Here is a 16,857-nt window from a genome sequence, read left to right on the forward strand (position 1 = left end):
CAAATCTGGACCGATCGGTCAAATAAGGGTCGGTTTGACGCTGGGCTCGTGAGTGTTCAGGACGGTTAGAACCGTCCTAAACACTCACGACGGTTTACAAAGGAGCCGCTCAGCTACCCGAGTCGTACGCCGACCGAGCCTCTTCCACCTTCGGCAGGTTCTCCGTCGACCAGTCCGCGAGAGTCGCGAACAACGGCGCCAGACTCCGCCCGAGGTCGCTGATCTCGTACTCGACCCGGGGCGGCACCTCGGCGTGATACGTCCGGGTGATCAGACCATCGCGTTCCAGCTGCCGCAGCCGTTGCGTCAGCACCTTCGGCGTGATCGAGCCGATCCGCCGCTCGAGTTCGACGAACCGCTGCCTGCCGAACTCGTTGAGCGCCCACAGGATCGGCGTGGTCCAGCGGCTGAAGACGAGGTCGACCACCGGGGCGATCGGGCAGGCCTGGTCGGGTGTGGTCGAGGCGTCGGCGCGCATGAACCCAAGGTACGCGGGTTGCCGAGTTGTCATGATCCGGACACCCCATGGCCCCGTCTGTGCGCGTAACGTTCTGTTATGGACTTGACCACCGAAAGGCTCGTCGTCCGTGACTGGTCCGAGGACGACGCCGAAGCCGCGCTGGCGATCTACGGCACCACCGACGTGACCCGTTGGCTCACCCCGGCGATGGACCGGGTGACCGACGAGGCGGCCATGCGTTCGGTTCTGCAGGCCTGGCAGCAGGCGCAGCCGAATCTCGTGCCGCCGCGCGGGAGATGGGCGGTGCAGCGCAAGGAAGACGGCGTGGTCGTCGGCGGGCTCGGCATCCATCTGCTGCCACCGTACGAAGAGGACCTGGAGATCAGCTGGCAGCTGCATCCGGACGCCTGGGGCGAGGGTTACGCCTCCGAGGCCGCCCGTGCGCTGATCGACTGGGCGTTCACCCAGGACACGGACGAACTCTTCGCCGTCGCCCGCCCGAACAACACGCGTGCCATCGCGACCGCGAAACGGCTCGGCATGGTCTGGGTCGGGGAAACCGACAAGTACTACGGGCTTCGCCTGCAGGTGTACCGGATCCGCCACACCGACACGGTTTAGACACTGTCCACACGGGACACTTCGCTCGAGACGGCGTATCCCGCGCCGCGCCCGTCCGCGGTGGCGACGATCCGCCCCCGCTCGACCCGGACCGCGGCCTCGGTCTCGTCACTGACCGCGAGCACCCCCGCCGCGGCCGCCAGCGTCCCGGTCGCGTCGCACACCACGCGAACTCCCGGCCACGACGATTCCGGGAAGGCCTGCCGCAGACCGCCGCACACTTCCGCGACGATCAGCCGCGTCAGCGGCACCAGCTCGGCGGGATCGCTGGTCACGGCGACGACGGTGACGTCGCGGCCCGAGGCCCGGACGGCCTCCTCCGCGGCCGCCAGCCGGTGAGTACCCAGCACGACGACCACGCCGTCGCCGGGCACGAAGGATTCGGCGCGCACGAGGTCGACGGCCCCGGGCGGTGACCACGGCCGGTCGGCGGCCTGCGCCGTGGGGGTGATCACCGGCGGCGCCCACCAGTCGTTGAACGCCATCCCCGCCAGCCGTTCGCAGGCGCTCACGACGTCGAAGGGCTCGACCAGCCCCGGCGCGGTGGCCGCGAGCTGGCCGGCGCCGTGCAGCGTGGTCAACACGGTCTCCGCGAGCCGCACCCGACGCGGGATCGGCGATCCCGCCGGCCGCTCCGGCGGGTCGAGCCGCTCCAGCGCCAGCCCGAGCAGGAGTCCGTTGAGCTTCACCAGCTGGGCGAACGGCCGCCGGACGTGCTCGTCCGCGAGCACCTCCGGCATCAGGTCGCGGACCAGGCCCGCCTGATCGTCGTCCAGGGGAAACGCCGCCACCCGGGCCCTGGCCAGCGCGCCCAGCGCACCTTCGAGCGTTTCGCCTGGTACGGCGTGCGGCGCTCCGGCGGACTGTTCGGCCAACTCGGCGAGGACGGCGAAGTACAGCGCGCGTTTCCCCGGGAAGTTCGAGTAGACCGCCCCGCGCGTGAGCTCCGCCCGTTCGGCGATGACGTCGATCTTGGCGTCCCGGAAGCCCTGTTCGGCGAACTCGTCGCGCGCGGCGGCCAGCACCTTCGCGCGATTGCGCTCCTGCGTCTCCGCCCTGCTCAGCCGGACCATCGGCCTCCCGTCAGCCAGCACGATTGCTCTCGGACCCAGATCAAGATACCTTGACCATTCAGATGATGAGAACATCTGATTTGAACATTCGAACTGGGAGAGCCACTTTGTCCGACGTTCCCGAGATCCTCCTGACCGACCCCGAGGTCCTGCGCGACCCGTTCACCGCCTACGCCCCCGTCCGTGAGCACTCCCCGATCGCCAAACTCTCCGCGCCGGGGTTCTCGATGTGGGCGGTCCTGCGCCACGAAGAGGCACGGAAGATGCTGAGCGACCCGCGTTTCGCCTTGAGCGCGAACACCTATCAGCGCATGGACATCCCCGACCATTGCCGCCCGTACATGCGGACGATGCAGGAGGTCGAGGGCCCGGAGCACCTCCGGCTCCGGCGGCTGGTCGCCCCGGCGTTCACCCCGCGCAAGGCCGCCGCGCTCCGCGAGGGGATCGAGCGGCTCGTCGAAACCCTCCTCGACGAACTCGCCGGAGAAGACCGGATCGACCTGGTCACCGCGTTCGCGCGCCCGCTGCCGGTGGACGTGATCTGCGCACTGGTCGGCATCCCCGAGGCCGACCGTCCGCGCTGGCGCGAATACGGCGCCCTGGTCTCGGCCGGCGACGGGGCGGGGCTCGCGAAAGCGGTCCCCGGGATCGTCGAGGACGCGCTCGCGGCCATCGTGAAGCGGAAGCTCGAACCGGCCGAGGACGTCCTCTCGCAACTGCTCAGGATCCAGGCCGAAGACGGCGACAGGCTCAGCGAAACCGAATTGGTCGCCCTGGTCTGGCAACTCGCGCTGGGCGGCCAGGTACCCGGCAACCTCATCGCCAACGCCGTCGAAATCCTGCTTTCCCACCCCGAGCAGCTGGCCGAACTCCGTGAAGACCCGGCGCTCATGCCCGGCGCGGTCGAGGAGGTGATGCGCTGGCAGAGCCCGCAGTTGCTCACGCTGCCCCGGTTCGCCACCACGGACGTCCGGATCGGCGACGTCCTCATCCCCGAAGGAGAACCTGTTACCGTCGCGATCGCCGCGGCGAACCGGGACCCGAGGGCGTTCCCCGAACCGGACGTCTTCGACATCCGCCGCGCGGCGGGACCGGCGTGGCATCTCGCCTTCGCCCACGGGCCGCACTTCTGCCTCGGCGCTTCACTGGCCAGGGTTCAGGTCGAGGTCGCACTCACCGGCCTGCTGCGCAGGTTCCCCGATCTCGCCCTCGCCGACGGCCTCCTGCGGATCCCGGACCCGGGCACCTGGCGGCTGAACGCCCTGCCGGTCACGCTGCACGCCACGGTTGCGAACTGAAACACGTTCTAATAGCGTGACCGCCTGTGAGACACGGGATTGTGCTGTTCACCAGTGACCGGGGGATCAGTCCGGCGGCGGCCGCGCGGGCGGCCGAAGCCGCCGGCTTCGACGCCTTCCACGTGCCCGAACACACGCACATCCCGGTCAAACGGGAGGCTCCGCATCCGCGCACCGGCGACTCGTCGCTCCCCGACGACCGCTACCTGCGCACGCTGGACCCGTGGGTCGCCTTGGCCACGGCGGCCTCGGTGACCACGCGGATCCGGCTCGCGACGGCGGTGGCCCTCCCGGTCGAGAGCGATCCGATCACGCTGGCGAAGACCATCGCCAGCCTCGACCACCTCTCGGCCGGGCGGGTCACGCTCGGCGTCGGCTTCGGCTGGAACGTCGACGAACTGGCCGATCACGGCGTACCCGGCGGCAAACGCCGGACCGTGCTGCGCGAGTACCTCGAAGCGATGCGCGCGCTCTGGACGCAGGACGAAGCCTCGTACGCGGGCGAGTTCGTCTCGTTCGGTGCGAGCTGGGCTTGGCCGAAACCGGCCCAGGCGCATATCCCGGTGATCGTCGGCGCGGGCGCGACGGAGAAGACGTTCCGCTGGATCGCGAAGTCGGCCGACGGGTGGCTCACCACACCCGGCGACACGGACATCGAGGACAAAGCGCGGCGGCTGCGCGAGATCTGGCACGAAGAAGGCCGAGCCGGCGAACCGGAGATCTCGGCGCTCGGCGTCCGCCCGGATCCGGAAAAGCTGGCCGAACTGGAAGCGGCCGGGGTCACCGAGACGATCTTCGGTCTCCCGGACCGCTCCCCCGAGGAGGTCGAGGCCTGGCTTCAGCGCCTCGCCGGGAAACTCAACCTGCCCGCTGCGAGTCGATGAGGTACCGGCCGTCCTTCTGGACCAGGACGAAGGTCTCCCGCCCTGTCGTGGTTCCGCCCGAGGCCCGCACGTAGGTAAGTGTCGCCGTCACCGTGGTGCCGGATTCGGTCACGTTCGACACGGTCACCGCGCTGAACTGCCTCCAGTAGTTCGAATACCGCTCGAAGCTCTGGTTCCTCGTCTGCTTGAAGTTGTCGCTCAGCGTCGCGAACCCCGCCTGGAGATTCCCCGGGATGAGGGCGTAGTAGGCCGAGAGCGCCTGCCCCGGTGTCTGCGCGGGCGGCGGCGCGGCCGAGGACGATGAGGACGGGGGCGGCGTCGACGGTGGCACCGAGGACGGCGAAGGCGGCGGCGCGACGGGCTCCGAGGTGGTCGGGGCCGCGGACTGCGACTGGGAAGCCGGCGGCGGGGCCTGTCCCGCCGGGGCGTCGTCGTCGCGGTTGAGCACCACGACCACGGCCGCGGCGGCGGCCGCCGCGAGCACGAGGACCACCGCGAGCACGCCGATCAGCATTCCCTTGCGCGCCTTGGGCGGCGGCTCCTCCGCGACGAGCGTCGTCGGCTCCCCCGCCGCCAAGGCCCGTAGCTCCCGCTCGGTTTCGGACATCGTCGGCCTGCTGTCCGGCCGGACGTCGAGAAGCCGGTTCAGCAGCGGGGTCAGGATCCCGGACCTGGTCGGCGGGGTGATCTCGCCGCTCGACGCGCGGTACAGCAACGCGATCGGGTTCTCCGCCGTGCCGTACGGCGTGCCGCCTTCGAGCGCGGTGTACAGCGTCGCGCCGAGCGAGAACACGTCGGAAGCGGACGTGGCGTCCTCGCCGCGGGCCACCTCGGGCGCCAGGAACGCGGGTGTCCCGGAGATCTCGCCGGTCGCGGTGAGCTGGACGTCGCCCATCGCCCGCGAGATCCCGAAGTCGGTGATCTTGACGGTGTCGTCGTCACCCAGCAGGACGTTGCCGGGCTTGATGTCGCGGTGGACGATGCCCGCGCGGTGCGCGGCCGCCAGCGCCGAGCAGAGCTGGATGCCGAGGCGGATGACGTCGTCGACCTCCATCGGCCCCTCGCGCAGCTTCTCCGCGAGGCTGGTGGAGGGCAGGTACTCCATGATGATCCACGGGCGGTCCTGCTCGTCGATCACCCCGAAGACGGTGATGGCGTGCGGATGCACCAGCCGCGCGGCGATCCTGGCCTCGCGCAGGGCACGGTTCTTGGCCTCGTCGGCCTTCTGCTCCCCCGCGCCGTGCGGCAGAAGGAGTTCCTTGACCGCGACCGTGCGCTCCAGGTTCTCGTCGCGCGCCCGCCACACGGTGCCCATGGAGCCACCGCCGACGGGCTCGATGAGATCGAACCGATCGGCGAGGCGGCGGATCTCCTCCATTATCGACGTCCCCCTGGAGCTGTGGTGTTCGCGCGAACCTTGCCAGCATGCCAGGAACGCGCCGGGACGCCGGACCCGGCAGGGTGGTTCGCGACGCGGTGTCGGTCACGTCGGCGAAGGGGCCGTTCAGCGGAACACCGCCCCATCGGCTGCCCGGAAGTTCGTATCCCGGCAGGCCGGGGGCGCACTTTACTTCTCCGGTGTGGCCTGTTTCCGGGAAAGGGCGGCGATGCGGGAGACCATCGGCGGACGCGGCGTGCTCGAAGGCGCGTTCGCGTTGCTCGAAGCACTCGACGAACACGGCGGGCAGGCCGGACTGGCCCAGCTCGTGCGGACCACCGGGCTCCCGAAGACCACCGCGCACCGGCTTCTGGACCAGCTGGCCGACCTGGGTGCGGTCGAACGGGCGGGCCGCGGCTACCGGATCGGCTCGCGGGTGTTCCGGCTCGGGCGGTACTGGCAGCCCGAACTGCGGGACCTCGCCAAGGAATGGCTGCCCGTGCTTTCGGCGCGGATGCGCGCGAGCCTGGTGCTCGTGGTCCCGAGGGAAGGTCGCGCACTAGTCGCGGCCGGGGCCGTCCTCCCCGCCGACGACGTCCCCGTGTGGCCGGGCAGCCCGCTGCCGCCCGGGACCGCCGCCGGGCGGCTCCTCGCCGCCCATCACCCGGCGCTCGCCGAACCGGACACCGACGCGCTGGAGATCCGCGCCGCCGGATTCGCGGCGGAGTCGGAGACGATCGCCGAGGGGCTCGGCTGCGCCGCCGTCGCCGTCCGGAGCCCGGACGGCCGGGTCGGCGCGGCACTCGCCGCCGTCCTGCCCGCCCGCCGCGACCCGGTCTCCGCGGTCGCCGCGCTGACGAGCACCGCCCGCTCCTTCGGCGCCGCGCTCGCCGAAAGCTCGCGGCCGAACCGCGCCGGATGATCGGCGAACCCCGAACAATCCCCGACCAACGCGATCACCGGGCGGCAGGCCGAATACGGGCGGAATATTTCCGACGAGATCCCGGAAATCGCCTCACGGTGCGTCCGCGACCGGTGTCACCCCGTGCAGAAACCGTGGAGCACAGGCTGTTTGCGTGACCGATCGCCTACCGGGCGAGGCGTTCGCGAGGCGATTAAATCACCACCTGCCGGACTTTTCCGGCACTTCCGAAACGGGGCGTCACACGTACTGTTCAGGAATTCTTTCGACCAAGGAGGGAATTCCTTGACAAGACATTTCTCGAAAAGACGGGGCGCGGCCGTGGCGGCGTTCCTCGTCATGGTTTCCGTGGCGTCCGCCACCACGGCCGTCCCGGCATGGGCCGCGGACCGGTCCGGCCGCCCCGTCGTGGCCGGGATCGATCTGGAGCGGGCGACGATCCCCGACCTGCAGCGGGCGATGCGCTCCGGACGGCTGTCCTCGGTCGAGCTGACCGCCTTCTACCTGCACCGGATCCGCAAGCTGAACCCGACGCTGCACGCGGTGCTCTCCACGAACCCGGACGCGCTACGGCTCGCCGCGGAAAGTGACGTGCGGCGGCTCCGGCACCGGTCGAAAGGGCCCATGGACGGCATCCCGGTGCTGCTCAAGGACAACATCGACACCGCGGACCGGCAGCCGACCACCGCCGGCTCGACCGCGCTGCTGGAGTCGCGCCCCTACCGTGACGCCGGCGTGGTCGAGAACCTGCGCGAGGCCGGGGCGGTCATCCTCGGCAAGGCCAACCTTTCGGAGTGGTCGAGCTACCGCTCCACCAGTTCGTCGAACGGCTGGAGCCCGCTCGCCGGTCAGACCGCGAACCCCTACGTCCTCGACCGCAACCCGTGCGGCTCGTCGTCCGGCCCCGGGGTCGCCGTCGCGGCGCACCTGGCGACCGTCGCCGTCGGGACCGAAACGGACGGTTCGATCAGCTGCCCGTCCGGCGCGAACGGCATCGTGGGCGTCAAGCCGAGCCTCGGGCTCGTCAGCCGCAGCGGGATCGTGCCGGTGTCGAAGCAGCAGGACACCGCGGGCCCGATGGCGCGCAACGTGGTGGACGCCGCGATCCTGCTCGCCGCCCTCAACGGCGCCGACCGCCGCGACCCGATCACCGTCGACGCCGCGAAGCAGTCCATCGACGACTACACGAAGTTCTTGCACCCCAACGCTTTACGCGGGAAGCGGATCGGTATCTGGCGCGAGGTCTACACCCCGGACGACACGACGAAGGCGGCGTTCGAGCAGGCGTTGACCAGGCTGCGGAAGCTCGGCGCGACCACGGTCGAGATCACCATCCCGTACCTGGACGTCATCGCGGCCAACGAGTTCCCCGCGATCAGGACCGAGTTCAAGCACGACATCAACGCCTACCTCGCCTCCACCGGCGGCAAGCATCCCGCCGATCTGGCGGGGCTGATCCAGTACAACCTGGACAACGCGGCGGTCGAAATGCCGTACTGGACCCACAATCTCTGGGACCGCTCGCAGGCCACCACCGGTGATCTGAACGATCCGGCGTATCGCGCGATGCGGGAAGCCGCGACGAGCGCCGCCCGGCGCGGCCTCGACGAAACGCTGCGCGGCGCGAAACTCGACGCGATCGTCGCGCCGACGAACAACGCCGCGTGGAAGACGCAGCTCGGCGTCGGCGACGGCGCGCTGCTGATCGATTCGTCGGGCCCGGCGGCCGTCTCGGGCTACGCCAACATGACCGTTCCGATGGCGTACGCCGGGCCGCTGCCGCTGGGCCTGTCGATCATGGGCGGGCGGTTCAGCGAACCGTCGCTGCTGGCGATCGCGTACGCCTTCGAGCAGGACACGAAGGTCCGGCGGTTGCCGACGTTCATCCCGTCGATCGGCTGAGTGCGACGGTCACCATGAGTGAGAGGTGTGTGGATATAGGGACGCTCAATGTCCCTATATCCACACACCCCGTCGTGATCGGACCGGTCACGCGCGGACCGTGTGGCTTTCTGGTCGTCCAACGCCCCGAAATCCACACAGTGCGCGCGCCGGCTAATGGACCAGGAGCCCCAGGCTCCGCTCGGCCTCTGCCACGGCGGAATCGCGCTCGACGTGGCCGTCGATCACCAGCGTGGCGAGCCCGTGGAGCAGGCACCAGAGCGTGACGGCGAACCCGTCCGGATCGTTCCGCTCCCCCACCCGATCGGCCAGCACCGCGCAGGTCGCCCGGTGCGCCTCCGCGAGTTCCGGATACGCGGCACGGTCACCGATCCCGGCGCCCGCCATCAAGCGGTACAACGCGGGATTCTCCAGAGCGAAGCCGAGGTAGGAATGCCCGAGCGCGGTGACCGTCCCGGCACCACACCCGCGCAAGCACCCCTGCAACCCGGCATGCCCTTCCAGCGCGACCGCCACCAGCAGCGCGTCCTTGTCGCGGAAATGCCGGTACGGCGCCGCGGTGGACGCACCCACCTTGGCGACCGCGGCGCGCAGACTCACCCCCTCCGGACCTCGTTCGACGAGGAGCTCCCGTGCGGCGAGGACGAGCGCACGACGGAGATCCCCGTGGTGATAGGCACGTCTGTCGATCATGGCGGACCCCCCAGCCCTTGATGCCACGTGAACGCCTCACCTTAACGGGTGCGCGCGCGACAACTGGCAGGAACGCGACAGGGCCACTCACGACACCTGTACCGACGCTCTACCCCAGCTAACTCAGACACGTTGTCAGATTTATCCGAGCCCGCTACGTTTGACAGCATGTCAAAGATAAGGCCGGACTTCGTCACCGGCGTCGCCATCCTGTCGACGGGACTGCTCGCGGGGGCGTTCGGCTACGGCGCGGTCAACGTCGCCGCCACGTTCGACGTCGTCCCGCTCGACGTGCGGTTGACCTTCCACACGGCGTTGATGCAGCGGAACGGCGTCGTCATGCAGACCGCGATGGCGCTCGCGGCGATCAGCTCCCTCGCGCTCGCCCTGCTGAGCCGAGGACGGCCGCGACTGCTGGCAGGCGTGGCCGCGGCCTTGGTCGTGACGTCGTTCCTGGTCACCCGCTTCGGTAACGTCCCGATCAACGGCCTGATCAAGGTCTGGGCGGTCACCACGGCACCCGCCGACCACGTGGCGATCCTCGATCGCTGGGAGACCTACAACGTCGTCCGGACCGTCGCTGCCCTGACCGCTTTCGTGCTCGTCATCGTCGTCTCACGGCTCAAGCTCCGGGACCGCGCCCGTCAGCTCGAAGCCTGATCCGCGAGATCGTTCGCCGCGACATACCCGAAGGTCATCGCCGGCCCGATCGTCGACCCCGCGCCCGCGTAGCTGTTGCCCATCACCGCCGCGCTCGCGTTCCCGGCGGCGTATAGGCCGGGGATGACCGAACCGTCCGCCCGCAGGACCCGCGCCCGCGCGTCGGTGCGCATCCCGCCCTTGGTACCGAGGTCGCCCGGCACGATCTTGAACGCGTAGAAGGGCGGTTCCCAGAGCGGCGCCAGGCACGAGTTCGGCAGGACGTACGGGTCGGTGTAGTAATGATCGTAAGCACTGGCGCCCCGGCGAAAGTCACTGTCCACACCGGACAGTGCCTGCCCGTTGAACCGGTCGACGGTGGCGCGCAACGCCTGCGACGGGACACCGATCGCGCTGCCGAGCGATTCGACGGTCCACGCCTTCTTGACCGCGCCCGCCGAGTACCACTCCGCGGGCAGGGGAAGCAGCGGCGCGACGTCGCGGAAGAGATACCGGTTGCGGTAGTGCTGATCGACGACCAGCCACGCGGGAATGGTGGGCGACGTCGGATGGCGGTCGTACATCGTGTGCACGACGTCGCTGTACGGCGCCGCCTCGTTGACGAACCGCTTGCCCGCCGCGTCCACCATCAGCCCGCCGGGCAGGGTCCGCTCGGCGAGACAGAAGTACGGTTCGCCGGGCAGCGGGATCGCCGGACCCCACCAGGCGTCGTCCATCAGGTCCAGCGCCGCTCCGGCGCGTTTACCGGCCAGGATCCCGTCGCCGGTGTTCGACCGCGCGCCGACAGTCCATTGTGTACCGATCGGCTGGCGCTGGTATTCGGCCCGCATGGCGGCGTTGTGCTCGAAACCGCCGGAGCCGACGATGACACCACGCCGCGCCTTCACCACACCCGCCGCGACGGTCACCCCGGTGACCTTCCCGTTCTCGATGACGAGATCGGTCAACGGCGTGTTCAGCCAGACCGGGACACCGGCGCGCTGCAGCCCGGCCCGCAGTCCCGCGGCCAGCGACTGCCCCATGGTGAGCGGTTTCTGCCCGGCGAGCGCGGCGGCCGTCCCGCGGGCGAGGCAGGCGGCCGCCACCGCGGCGCCCTTCGGGTTGACCGCGGCCAGCGCGAGCCATTTGTAGTCCGCGCTGAACACGACCATGCCCGCGGGCGTGGCGAGATAGGGCGGGTTCAGGTTCGCCAGTTCGGCGCCGAGGATGTTCCCGTCCAACTGGTCGGGCTCGATCGAGCGGCCGTCCGGCATCCCGCCGGGCAGTTCCGGGTAGTAGTCGCTGTAGCCCTCCATCCACCGGAACCGCAGCGGGCTGTTGGCCATCACGAAGGACAGCATCGCCGGACCGTTGGCGAGAAAGGCTTCCTGCCGCGAGGCGGGGATCGACGGGCCGACCACGGCGGACAGGTACCGTGCGGCCTGTTCCGGGGTGTCGCGGACACCGGCCTGCGCCAGCACCGAGTTGCACGGAATCCAGATCCCCGCCCCCGACCGGGCGGCCGAGCCGCCGAATTTCGCCGCCTTTTCCAGCACCACGCAGCTAAGGCCCCGCTTGGCCGCCGTCAGCGCGGCGGTCATCCCCGCCGCACCCGCCCCGACCACGACGACGTCGTACTCGCCGACCACCGAGGAGGCGGCCGAAGCCGTCCCCGCGAACGGCAGCCCCGAAGCGAGCGCGAGCCCGGTGCCGCGCAGGACCTGACGGCGGGACAGATCGGGACCCATGAATCCTCCTCGCGTGGGGGATCGAGCGAGGTCATGTTCTCCAGCCGGCGGCGAAAGTGAAACAAGTTCTACCCGCTTGGAGCAGGCAGTGACCGCCGCGCTCGGCCGGTCACCTCAACCGGCGCGGGCATTCAGCCCAGCGCCCGGACCAGGTCCAGCGCGCGCCCCAGGGTGCTGAGCCGGTCGGCGACCGTCTCGCCCGCCGGATACAGCCGGACCGTGTCGACACCGGCGTCCCGCCAGACCCGCAGCCGCCGCGCCACCATCGGTTCGGTGCCGATCAGCGTCGTACCGAGCACCATCTCGTCGGTCACCAACGCGGCCGCGCCTTCCCGGTCGCCCGCCTGCCAGCGCTCCCGCACCGCCGCGGCGGCCTCGGCCCAGCCCTGCCTGCTGTAGGCGTTGTTGTAGAAGTTCGTCTTCGCCGAACCCATCCCGCCGAGACTGAACGCGAGTTCGGCCTTGCGGCCGGCGACCATCCCGCGCAGTTCGTCCTCGTCCTTCGCGAACGCGACTTCGGCGCCCTGGCAGACTTCGAGGTCCGCCCTCGTTCGGCCCGCCTTCGCGAGGCCGGCGTCGAGATGCGAGAAGTAGGCCTGCGCGCCTTCCGGCACGAAACTGGTCCCCAGCCAGCCGTCCGCGATCTCCCCGGTCAGCTCCAGCAGCTTCGGCGAAAGCGTGGCCAGATGGATCGGGATGTCCGGATTCGGCGCCGTCGACAGCCGCATCGGCCTGCTCTCCCCCGGCAGCGGGATCTCGAACTCCTTGCCGGAGAACGCGATCTTCTCCCCGGCGAACGCCTGACGGATGATCGCGACCGTCTCCCGCATCCGCGTCAGCGGCCGGGCGAACGGGACACCGTGGAGCCCCTCGATCACCTGTGGCCCCGAAGCACCGAGCCCGAGCACGAACCGGCCCTCGGAAAGCTCCGAGAGCGTCAGCGCGGCCTGCGCGATCGCCACCGGGGTCCGGGTGCCGAGCTGGATGATGCCCGAGCCGAGCCGGATCCGTTCCGTCCGCGCCGCGAGATAGCCGAGCACCGACGGCGCGTCGGATCCCCACGCCTCGGCGACCCAGCATTCGTCGAGACCGAGCTTTTCGGCCTCCAGCACGAAATCCAGCGTCTCCCGCGGGCCACGCGAGGCCTCGACCGTGGTCGCCGTCCGCATCACGCGCCGTCCGCCTCGGCCCGCTCCTTGATCGCGGCGAGGGTCCCGGTCATCGCCTTCTCGAACTCGCGCAGCCGGACGAAGACGATCTTCTCCTCTTTGTCCGGCATCCGGTCGATGGCCAGGGAGAGACCCGACCGGCCCGGACCCAGCTGCATCCATTGCCGGAGCTTCGTCCCGCCGTTCTCGGGTTCGAGCGTGAAGCGCCACAGCGCCGTGGGCGTCTCGGCGTCGTGCACGGCCCAGGTGAACACGCGCGGCTCGTCGCATTCGACGACGTGCGACGTGGTCTCCCATTCGCCCAGCGCGTCGTGCTTGCTGCGGCCGACGAACCGCCTGCCGACCGCGGCCGCGCCTTCCGCGCCGTCACACCATTCCGCGGCTTGGAGCTCCTGGCTCATCTCCGGCATCAGCCGCACGTCGGAGACGATCGACCAGACCCGTTCCGGGACGGCGTCGACCCACGCCTCGACCTCGACCGTCGGCTTGTCGGCGTACTTGGCGCCCGTCCACTCCATCGTGGCCCGCCTCTCATGCTCGTGACCTCGATAGTTGCGTAGATGGACTTACGTTGTCAAACCTCCTGCGCGGCGAAGCGGCGCACCACGTCGGGCCGGTCCGCGAGCTTCGGCGGATAGCCGGGCCCGAGCCGCGCCCGGGTGTTCTCCCCGGTCAACGGGCCGGAACACTGCGCGCAGACGACCTCCGCGTGCGTGTCCTGCCCGCAGGTCTCGTGATGCAGGACGACGGGCGGTCCGGCCTCCTCGGAGAGCCAGCGGTCGCCCCAGCGCGACATCGCGGCGAGCACACCGTAGAAATCCGCGCCCTTCTCGGTCAGGACGTAGTCGTAACGGACCGGGTCGGCCTGGTAGGCGCGCTTTTCCAGCAGCCCCTCCCCGACCAGGCGGCGCAGCCGGTCGGCGAGGGTGTTCCGCGCGATGCCGAGCTCCTGCTGGAACTCGTCGAACCTGCGGATCCCGTAGAACGCCTCGCGCAGGACCAGCGGCGTCCACCAGTCGCCGAGCAGGTCCATGGTGCGCGCGATCGAACACGGCCACTGCGCGAACGAAGTCCGTTTCATACCCGCGAGCCTACGCCCGGCGAAATTGATCCGGTCATTCCTCCACCTATTCCCCGGCGCTCAGGCACTGGCCCGAAACGTTGCGATCCGGTCAAGGATATCTCGCGCATTAATATCGCCGACTCTCTTCCGCACGCTTTCCGACAGGGGTTTCAAACGATCTCGCGTCCGCGCCGAACGGATCCCGTCCGCGATCTCCATCGCGGCGAGACCGACCTCCGCGGCCCGGTCCAGATCGCCTTCCAGCGCGTGGTCGACGGCGAGCCAGATCATCGTCAGCGACCGGCTGCGCATCATGTCCGGGCCGTAGCCGTCGATGGCCCGGGTGAGCGCGGGAATCGCCTCCCGGCAATGGCGGACGTCGACGAGCCTGGCGAGTTCGGTGCGTACCGTGCCGATCATCGCGGCCAGGTCGTTGGCCGTGAAGAACGCGGACCACGAAGGGACGGCGTCGCCGGCGGAGTCCGCGAATTGTTCCGGCGCAACGGAAAGCTTGTCCAGCGCCTGGCGGACGTCACCGAGCAGCGCGTAGGCCCACGCCTCGTTCGCCGACAGGATCGCCTGCGAAAGCGGCCGCCCCGCGCGGCGCGCCGCGAGCTGTCCCTGGGCGAACTGCTCCAGCGCCTCCACCGGAGAGCGGTGATGCAGATACATCCGGCCGAGCCGGTACCGGATGTTGGCGAGGAGGTCGTCGTCACCCGCCTCCGCCGCGAGTTCGAGCGCGCACCGGAAGTGCCGCTCGGCCCGCACGGGGCGGCCGGAATCGAATTCCGTCCACCCCCTGAGGTTGTGCAGATCGGCGACCACACCCGCCAGCCGCCGGGCCAGCGGCTCGGACATCATCCCGCGCCGCAGGGCTGCGCCGTAGGGCTCCAGCACCTGGAGCAGTTCCCGGCAGGACCCGCCGCCTTCCCGGTAGTCGCGGGCCCGGAGTGCGGCGATGACCCCCTCGAGCCGGTCGATGTCGGCCTGCCCGACCCGCATCGGGAGCCGGTCAATCACGGCGACGCCCCTGGACACGGGGCACCGCCGGTGCGGTCACCGCCCCCGGCGAGGCCGACGAGGATCTCGGGACCACCCGGCCGCTCGGCCCGTGAACCGTGTTCCGCTGCCCGGCGTCCTGCCTGGGAATGGCGACGGTGATGCGTACGCCCATTACCGCTCCTTTCCCTATCCTCAACGACCATGCTCGCCGGGGTCCAGGACGGAGCCACGTCGATCTCCTGGAATACGCGAACGACGCACAATGATGTTAACCAACGGGGAAAAGCGATTCACTCCGCCGAACGGCTGCCATTATCGTTCACCGGAATATGCACGTGCGGAATCCGTTTCTTTTGCACGGCTGATCGCATTTCCCGCCCGCTCACCCCACGTGCCCGCCGGAGACCGTCCGTGAGCATGTGAGACGCAGCTCTCAGCCGAACGTGTGAACCTTGTCAACTCGGGTCACGAAAAGGCTTCACATTGCGTTATCAATAGCTGAAGATCAACAGCAACCGAACGTAAGGGGCTGAAGCGTTGGACAAGGAAAACGACCTCATCCGGGGGACGATCGTCTTCGGCCTGCGCACTTTCGGTGCGGACCCGCTTCCCGTACAGGCCGATCTCGAATACGACCCCGAAGACCCGTACGCCGTCGTGGTGGCCTATCACTCAGGCGGCGGGACGGTCCGCTGGATGTTCGGCCGTGATCTCCTCGCGGACGGACTCCTCACCCCATCAGGTGAAGGCGACGTGATCATCAGCCCGGCCGACGACACCTCGATCGTGATCTTCGCGCTCAGCGCTCCCGACGGCTGCGCGGTCCTCGAAGCCCCGGCGCAGGAACTGGCCGAGTTCCTCGACCGCACCTACGACGTCGTCCCCGCCGGGTCCGAGCCGGAATGGTTCGACTTCGACCAGGAGATCGGCAAGCTCGTCACCGAGTCCTGACGGCCGGTGACGGCACCGCTCGCGCGGTGCCGCCCGCCGACATCGGGTCAGGCGAGTTCGCGCAGCCCCGGGACGACCTGCTCGGAGAACGACCGCAGGAACCGCTCCTGGTCGTGGCCGGGACCGTGGAAGACGAGGTGGTTGAAGCCCGCCTCGACGTACGGCTTGATCTGCTCGACCGCGTCGGCCGGGTCGGAGGTCACGATCCAGCGGCGGGCGACCTGCTCGATCGGCAGCGCGTCCGCGGCCTTCTCCATTTCGGCCGGGTCCTCGATACCGGCCTTCTGCTCCGGCGTCAGCGAGAGCGGCGCCCAGAACCGGGTGTTCTCCAGCGCCTGCGCCGGATCCGGGTCGTAGGACAGCTTGATCTCGATCATCTTGTCGATGTCGCCGGTGCTGCGGCCCACCTGCTCCGCGCCTTCCGCGACCGCGGGCAGCAGCTTCTCGGTGTAGAGCTCCATCCCCTTGCCGCTGGTGCAGATGAAACCGTCACCCTGCTTGCCGACGTACTTCGCCATCACCGGGCCGCCCGCCGCGATGTAGATCGGCACCCCGCCCTCGGGCCGGTCGTACACGGTGGCGTCGGTGGTCTGGAAGTACTCGCCCTCGAACGTGACGCGCTCCTCGGACCACAGCTTGCGCATCAGGTCGATCGCCTCGCGCAGCCGCGCGAACCGCTCCTTGAACGCGGGCCACTCGATACGAGCGACCGCGACCTCGTTGAGGGCCTCACCGCTGCCGACGCCGAGCAGCACCCGGCCCGGGTACAGGCTGCCGAGCGTGCCGAACGCCTGCGCGACGACGGCCGGGTTGTAACGGAAGGTCGCGGTCAGCACGCTGGTGCCGAGGACCACCCGCTCGGTGCGCTCGCCGACCGCCGCCATCCACGCGAAGGAGAACGGCGCGTGCCCGCCCTGGTGCCGCCAGGGCTGGAAATGGTCGCTGACCATCACGCTGTCCAGCCCGACCTGCTCGGCGAGCACGGAGTACTCGACGAGGTCGCGCGGGCCGAACTGCTCGGCCGACGCCTTGTAACCGATCTTCAGTGCCATCC

At 69.7% G+C, this 16,857-nt stretch carries 17 protein-coding genes; 7 read left to right on the plus strand and 10 right to left on the minus strand.

Annotated features, from left to right (window positions below; all coding sequences use genetic code 11):
• Positions 1 to 109: 109 nt before the first annotated feature.
• Positions 110 to 478 (minus strand): helix-turn-helix domain-containing protein, encoded by a 369-nt coding sequence (locus DMC61_RS05460; RefSeq protein WP_016333475.1) that lies wholly within the window; start codon positions 476 to 478, stop codon positions 110 to 112.
• 78 nt (positions 479 to 556) lie between these two features.
• Between DMC61_RS05460 and DMC61_RS05465 the strand changes: the two genes are divergently transcribed.
• Positions 557 to 1,081: a GNAT family N-acetyltransferase gene (locus DMC61_RS05465; protein ID WP_125687353.1), complete on the plus strand. Its 525-nt coding sequence runs from the start codon at positions 557 to 559 to the stop codon at positions 1,079 to 1,081.
• Here the strand turns inward: DMC61_RS05465 and DMC61_RS05470 are convergent.
• The gene (locus DMC61_RS05470; protein WP_125688057.1) at positions 1,078 to 2,154 is read right to left on the minus strand and encodes a TetR/AcrR family transcriptional regulator; all 1,077 of its coding nucleotides are present in this window, start codon (positions 2,152 to 2,154) and stop codon (positions 1,078 to 1,080) included. The two genes, DMC61_RS05465 and DMC61_RS05470, sit on opposite strands and share 4 nt — an antisense overlap.
• A gap of 107 nt (positions 2,155 to 2,261) precedes the next feature.
• Here DMC61_RS05470 and DMC61_RS05475 point away from each other — a divergent pair, with 107 nt between their 5' ends.
• A complete protein-coding gene (locus DMC61_RS05475; protein WP_125687355.1) occupies positions 2,262 to 3,452 on the plus strand; it encodes a cytochrome P450 in 1,191 nt (396 codons plus the stop codon).
• Between the two features lie 26 nt (positions 3,453 to 3,478).
• A complete protein-coding gene (locus tag DMC61_RS05480) occupies positions 3,479 to 4,336 on the plus strand; it encodes an LLM class F420-dependent oxidoreductase (protein WP_125687356.1) in 858 nt (285 codons plus the stop codon).
• Here DMC61_RS05480 and DMC61_RS05485 read toward each other — a convergent pair.
• A complete protein-coding gene (locus DMC61_RS05485) occupies positions 4,311 to 5,714 on the minus strand; it encodes a serine/threonine-protein kinase (RefSeq protein WP_125687358.1) in 1,404 nt (467 codons plus the stop codon). The two genes, DMC61_RS05480 and DMC61_RS05485, sit on opposite strands and share 26 nt — an antisense overlap.
• 229 nt (positions 5,715 to 5,943) lie before the next feature.
• Between DMC61_RS05485 and DMC61_RS05490 the strand changes: the two genes are divergently transcribed.
• Positions 5,944 to 6,636, plus strand: a complete 693-nt coding sequence (locus tag DMC61_RS05490) for an IclR family transcriptional regulator (RefSeq protein WP_125687360.1) — start codon at positions 5,944 to 5,946, stop codon at positions 6,634 to 6,636.
• Positions 6,637 to 6,975: 339 nt separating this feature from the next.
• On the plus strand, positions 6,976 to 8,538 hold the full coding sequence (locus DMC61_RS05495) for an amidase (RefSeq protein WP_125688059.1): 1,563 nt from the start codon (positions 6,976 to 6,978) through the stop codon (positions 8,536 to 8,538).
• 153 nt (positions 8,539 to 8,691) lie between these two features.
• On the opposite strand, the gene DMC61_RS05500 is transcribed toward DMC61_RS05495, so the two are convergent.
• The gene (locus tag DMC61_RS05500; protein ID WP_125687362.1) at positions 8,692 to 9,231 is read right to left on the minus strand and encodes a TetR/AcrR family transcriptional regulator; all 540 of its coding nucleotides are present in this window, start codon (positions 9,229 to 9,231) and stop codon (positions 8,692 to 8,694) included.
• Positions 9,232 to 9,399: 168 nt separating this feature from the next.
• Between DMC61_RS05500 and DMC61_RS05505 the strand changes: the two genes are divergently transcribed.
• Complete coding sequence (locus DMC61_RS05505; protein WP_125687364.1) at positions 9,400 to 9,891, plus strand: DUF1772 domain-containing protein; 492 nt, start codon at positions 9,400 to 9,402, stop codon at positions 9,889 to 9,891.
• Here DMC61_RS05505 and kstD read toward each other — a convergent pair.
• The 5 genes from kstD to DMC61_RS05530 all read right to left on the minus strand — a co-directional run bounded on the left by kstD (position 9,876) and on the right by DMC61_RS05530 (position 14,852).
• Positions 9,876 to 11,618 (minus strand): 3-oxosteroid 1-dehydrogenase, encoded by a 1,743-nt coding sequence (kstD, locus tag DMC61_RS05510; RefSeq protein ID WP_125687366.1) that lies wholly within the window; start codon positions 11,616 to 11,618, stop codon positions 9,876 to 9,878. The genes DMC61_RS05505 and kstD overlap by 16 nt on opposite strands.
• A gap of 131 nt (positions 11,619 to 11,749) precedes the next feature.
• Positions 11,750 to 12,787 (minus strand): LLM class flavin-dependent oxidoreductase, encoded by a 1,038-nt coding sequence (locus tag DMC61_RS05515; RefSeq protein ID WP_125687367.1) that lies wholly within the window; start codon positions 12,785 to 12,787, stop codon positions 11,750 to 11,752.
• The gene (locus tag DMC61_RS05520; RefSeq protein WP_125687369.1) at positions 12,787 to 13,305 is read right to left on the minus strand and encodes an SRPBCC family protein; all 519 of its coding nucleotides are present in this window, start codon (positions 13,303 to 13,305) and stop codon (positions 12,787 to 12,789) included. Before DMC61_RS05520 ends, DMC61_RS05515 begins: the two co-directional genes overlap by 1 nt.
• Positions 13,306 to 13,361: 56 nt before the next feature.
• A complete protein-coding gene (locus DMC61_RS05525) occupies positions 13,362 to 13,868 on the minus strand; it encodes a helix-turn-helix domain-containing protein (protein ID WP_063276224.1) in 507 nt (168 codons plus the stop codon).
• A gap of 60 nt (positions 13,869 to 13,928) precedes the next feature.
• A complete protein-coding gene (locus DMC61_RS05530) occupies positions 13,929 to 14,852 on the minus strand; it encodes a tol-pal system YbgF family protein (RefSeq protein ID WP_125688061.1) in 924 nt (307 codons plus the stop codon).
• 537 nt (positions 14,853 to 15,389) lie between these two features.
• Here DMC61_RS05530 and DMC61_RS05535 point away from each other — a divergent pair.
• Positions 15,390 to 15,803: an SsgA family sporulation/cell division regulator gene (locus DMC61_RS05535; RefSeq protein ID WP_125687371.1), complete on the plus strand. Its 414-nt coding sequence runs from the start codon at positions 15,390 to 15,392 to the stop codon at positions 15,801 to 15,803.
• 47 nt (positions 15,804 to 15,850) lie between these two features.
• Here the strand turns inward: DMC61_RS05535 and fgd are convergent, their stop codons facing one another.
• Positions 15,851 to 16,855 carry a glucose-6-phosphate dehydrogenase (coenzyme-F420) gene (fgd, locus tag DMC61_RS05540; protein ID WP_037344247.1) on the minus strand — a complete coding sequence of 335 codons (1,005 nt, stop codon included), beginning with the start codon at positions 16,853 to 16,855 and terminating at the stop codon, positions 15,851 to 15,853.
• Between the last annotated feature and the right edge of the window lie 2 nt (positions 16,856 to 16,857).

The sequence above is a fragment of the Amycolatopsis sp. WAC 04169 genome, from assembly GCF_003947535.1.
Taxonomy (GTDB): Bacteria; Actinomycetota; Actinomycetes; order Mycobacteriales; family Pseudonocardiaceae; genus Amycolatopsis; species Amycolatopsis keratiniphila.

Excerpts from the sequence above, each read along its gene's own strand:
- DMC61_RS05470 (WP_125688057.1), bottom strand. The coding sequence starts at position 2,154 with ATGGTCCGGCTGAGCAGGGCGGAGACGCAGGAGCGCAATCGCGCGAAG.
- kstD (WP_125687366.1), bottom strand. The coding sequence starts at position 11,618 with ATGGGTCCCGATCTGTCCCGCCGTCAGGTCCTGCGCGGCACCGGGCTC.
- DMC61_RS05460 (WP_016333475.1), bottom strand. The coding sequence starts at position 478 with ATGCGCGCCGACGCCTCGACCACACCCGACCAGGCCTGCCCGATCGCC.
- DMC61_RS05485 (WP_125687358.1), bottom strand. The coding sequence starts at position 5,714 with ATGGAGGAGATCCGCCGCCTCGCCGATCGGTTCGATCTCATCGAGCCC.
- DMC61_RS05495 (WP_125688059.1), top strand. The coding sequence starts at position 6,976 with ATGGTTTCCGTGGCGTCCGCCACCACGGCCGTCCCGGCATGGGCCGCG.
- DMC61_RS05515 (WP_125687367.1), bottom strand. The coding sequence starts at position 12,787 with ATGCGGACGGCGACCACGGTCGAGGCCTCGCGTGGCCCGCGGGAGACG.
- DMC61_RS05520 (WP_125687369.1), bottom strand. The coding sequence starts at position 13,305 with ATGGAGTGGACGGGCGCCAAGTACGCCGACAAGCCGACGGTCGAGGTC.
- DMC61_RS05500 (WP_125687362.1), bottom strand. The coding sequence starts at position 9,231 with ATGATCGACAGACGTGCCTATCACCACGGGGATCTCCGTCGTGCGCTC.
- DMC61_RS05505 (WP_125687364.1), top strand. The coding sequence starts at position 9,400 with ATGTCAAAGATAAGGCCGGACTTCGTCACCGGCGTCGCCATCCTGTCG.
- DMC61_RS05525 (WP_063276224.1), bottom strand. The coding sequence starts at position 13,868 with ATGAAACGGACTTCGTTCGCGCAGTGGCCGTGTTCGATCGCGCGCACC.
- DMC61_RS05490 (WP_125687360.1), top strand. The coding sequence starts at position 5,944 with ATGCGGGAGACCATCGGCGGACGCGGCGTGCTCGAAGGCGCGTTCGCG.
- fgd (WP_037344247.1), bottom strand. The coding sequence starts at position 16,855 with ATGGCACTGAAGATCGGTTACAAGGCGTCGGCCGAGCAGTTCGGCCCG.
- DMC61_RS05530 (WP_125688061.1), bottom strand. The coding sequence starts at position 14,852 with ATGCGGGTCGGGCAGGCCGACATCGACCGGCTCGAGGGGGTCATCGCC.
- DMC61_RS05465 (WP_125687353.1), top strand. The coding sequence starts at position 557 with ATGGACTTGACCACCGAAAGGCTCGTCGTCCGTGACTGGTCCGAGGAC.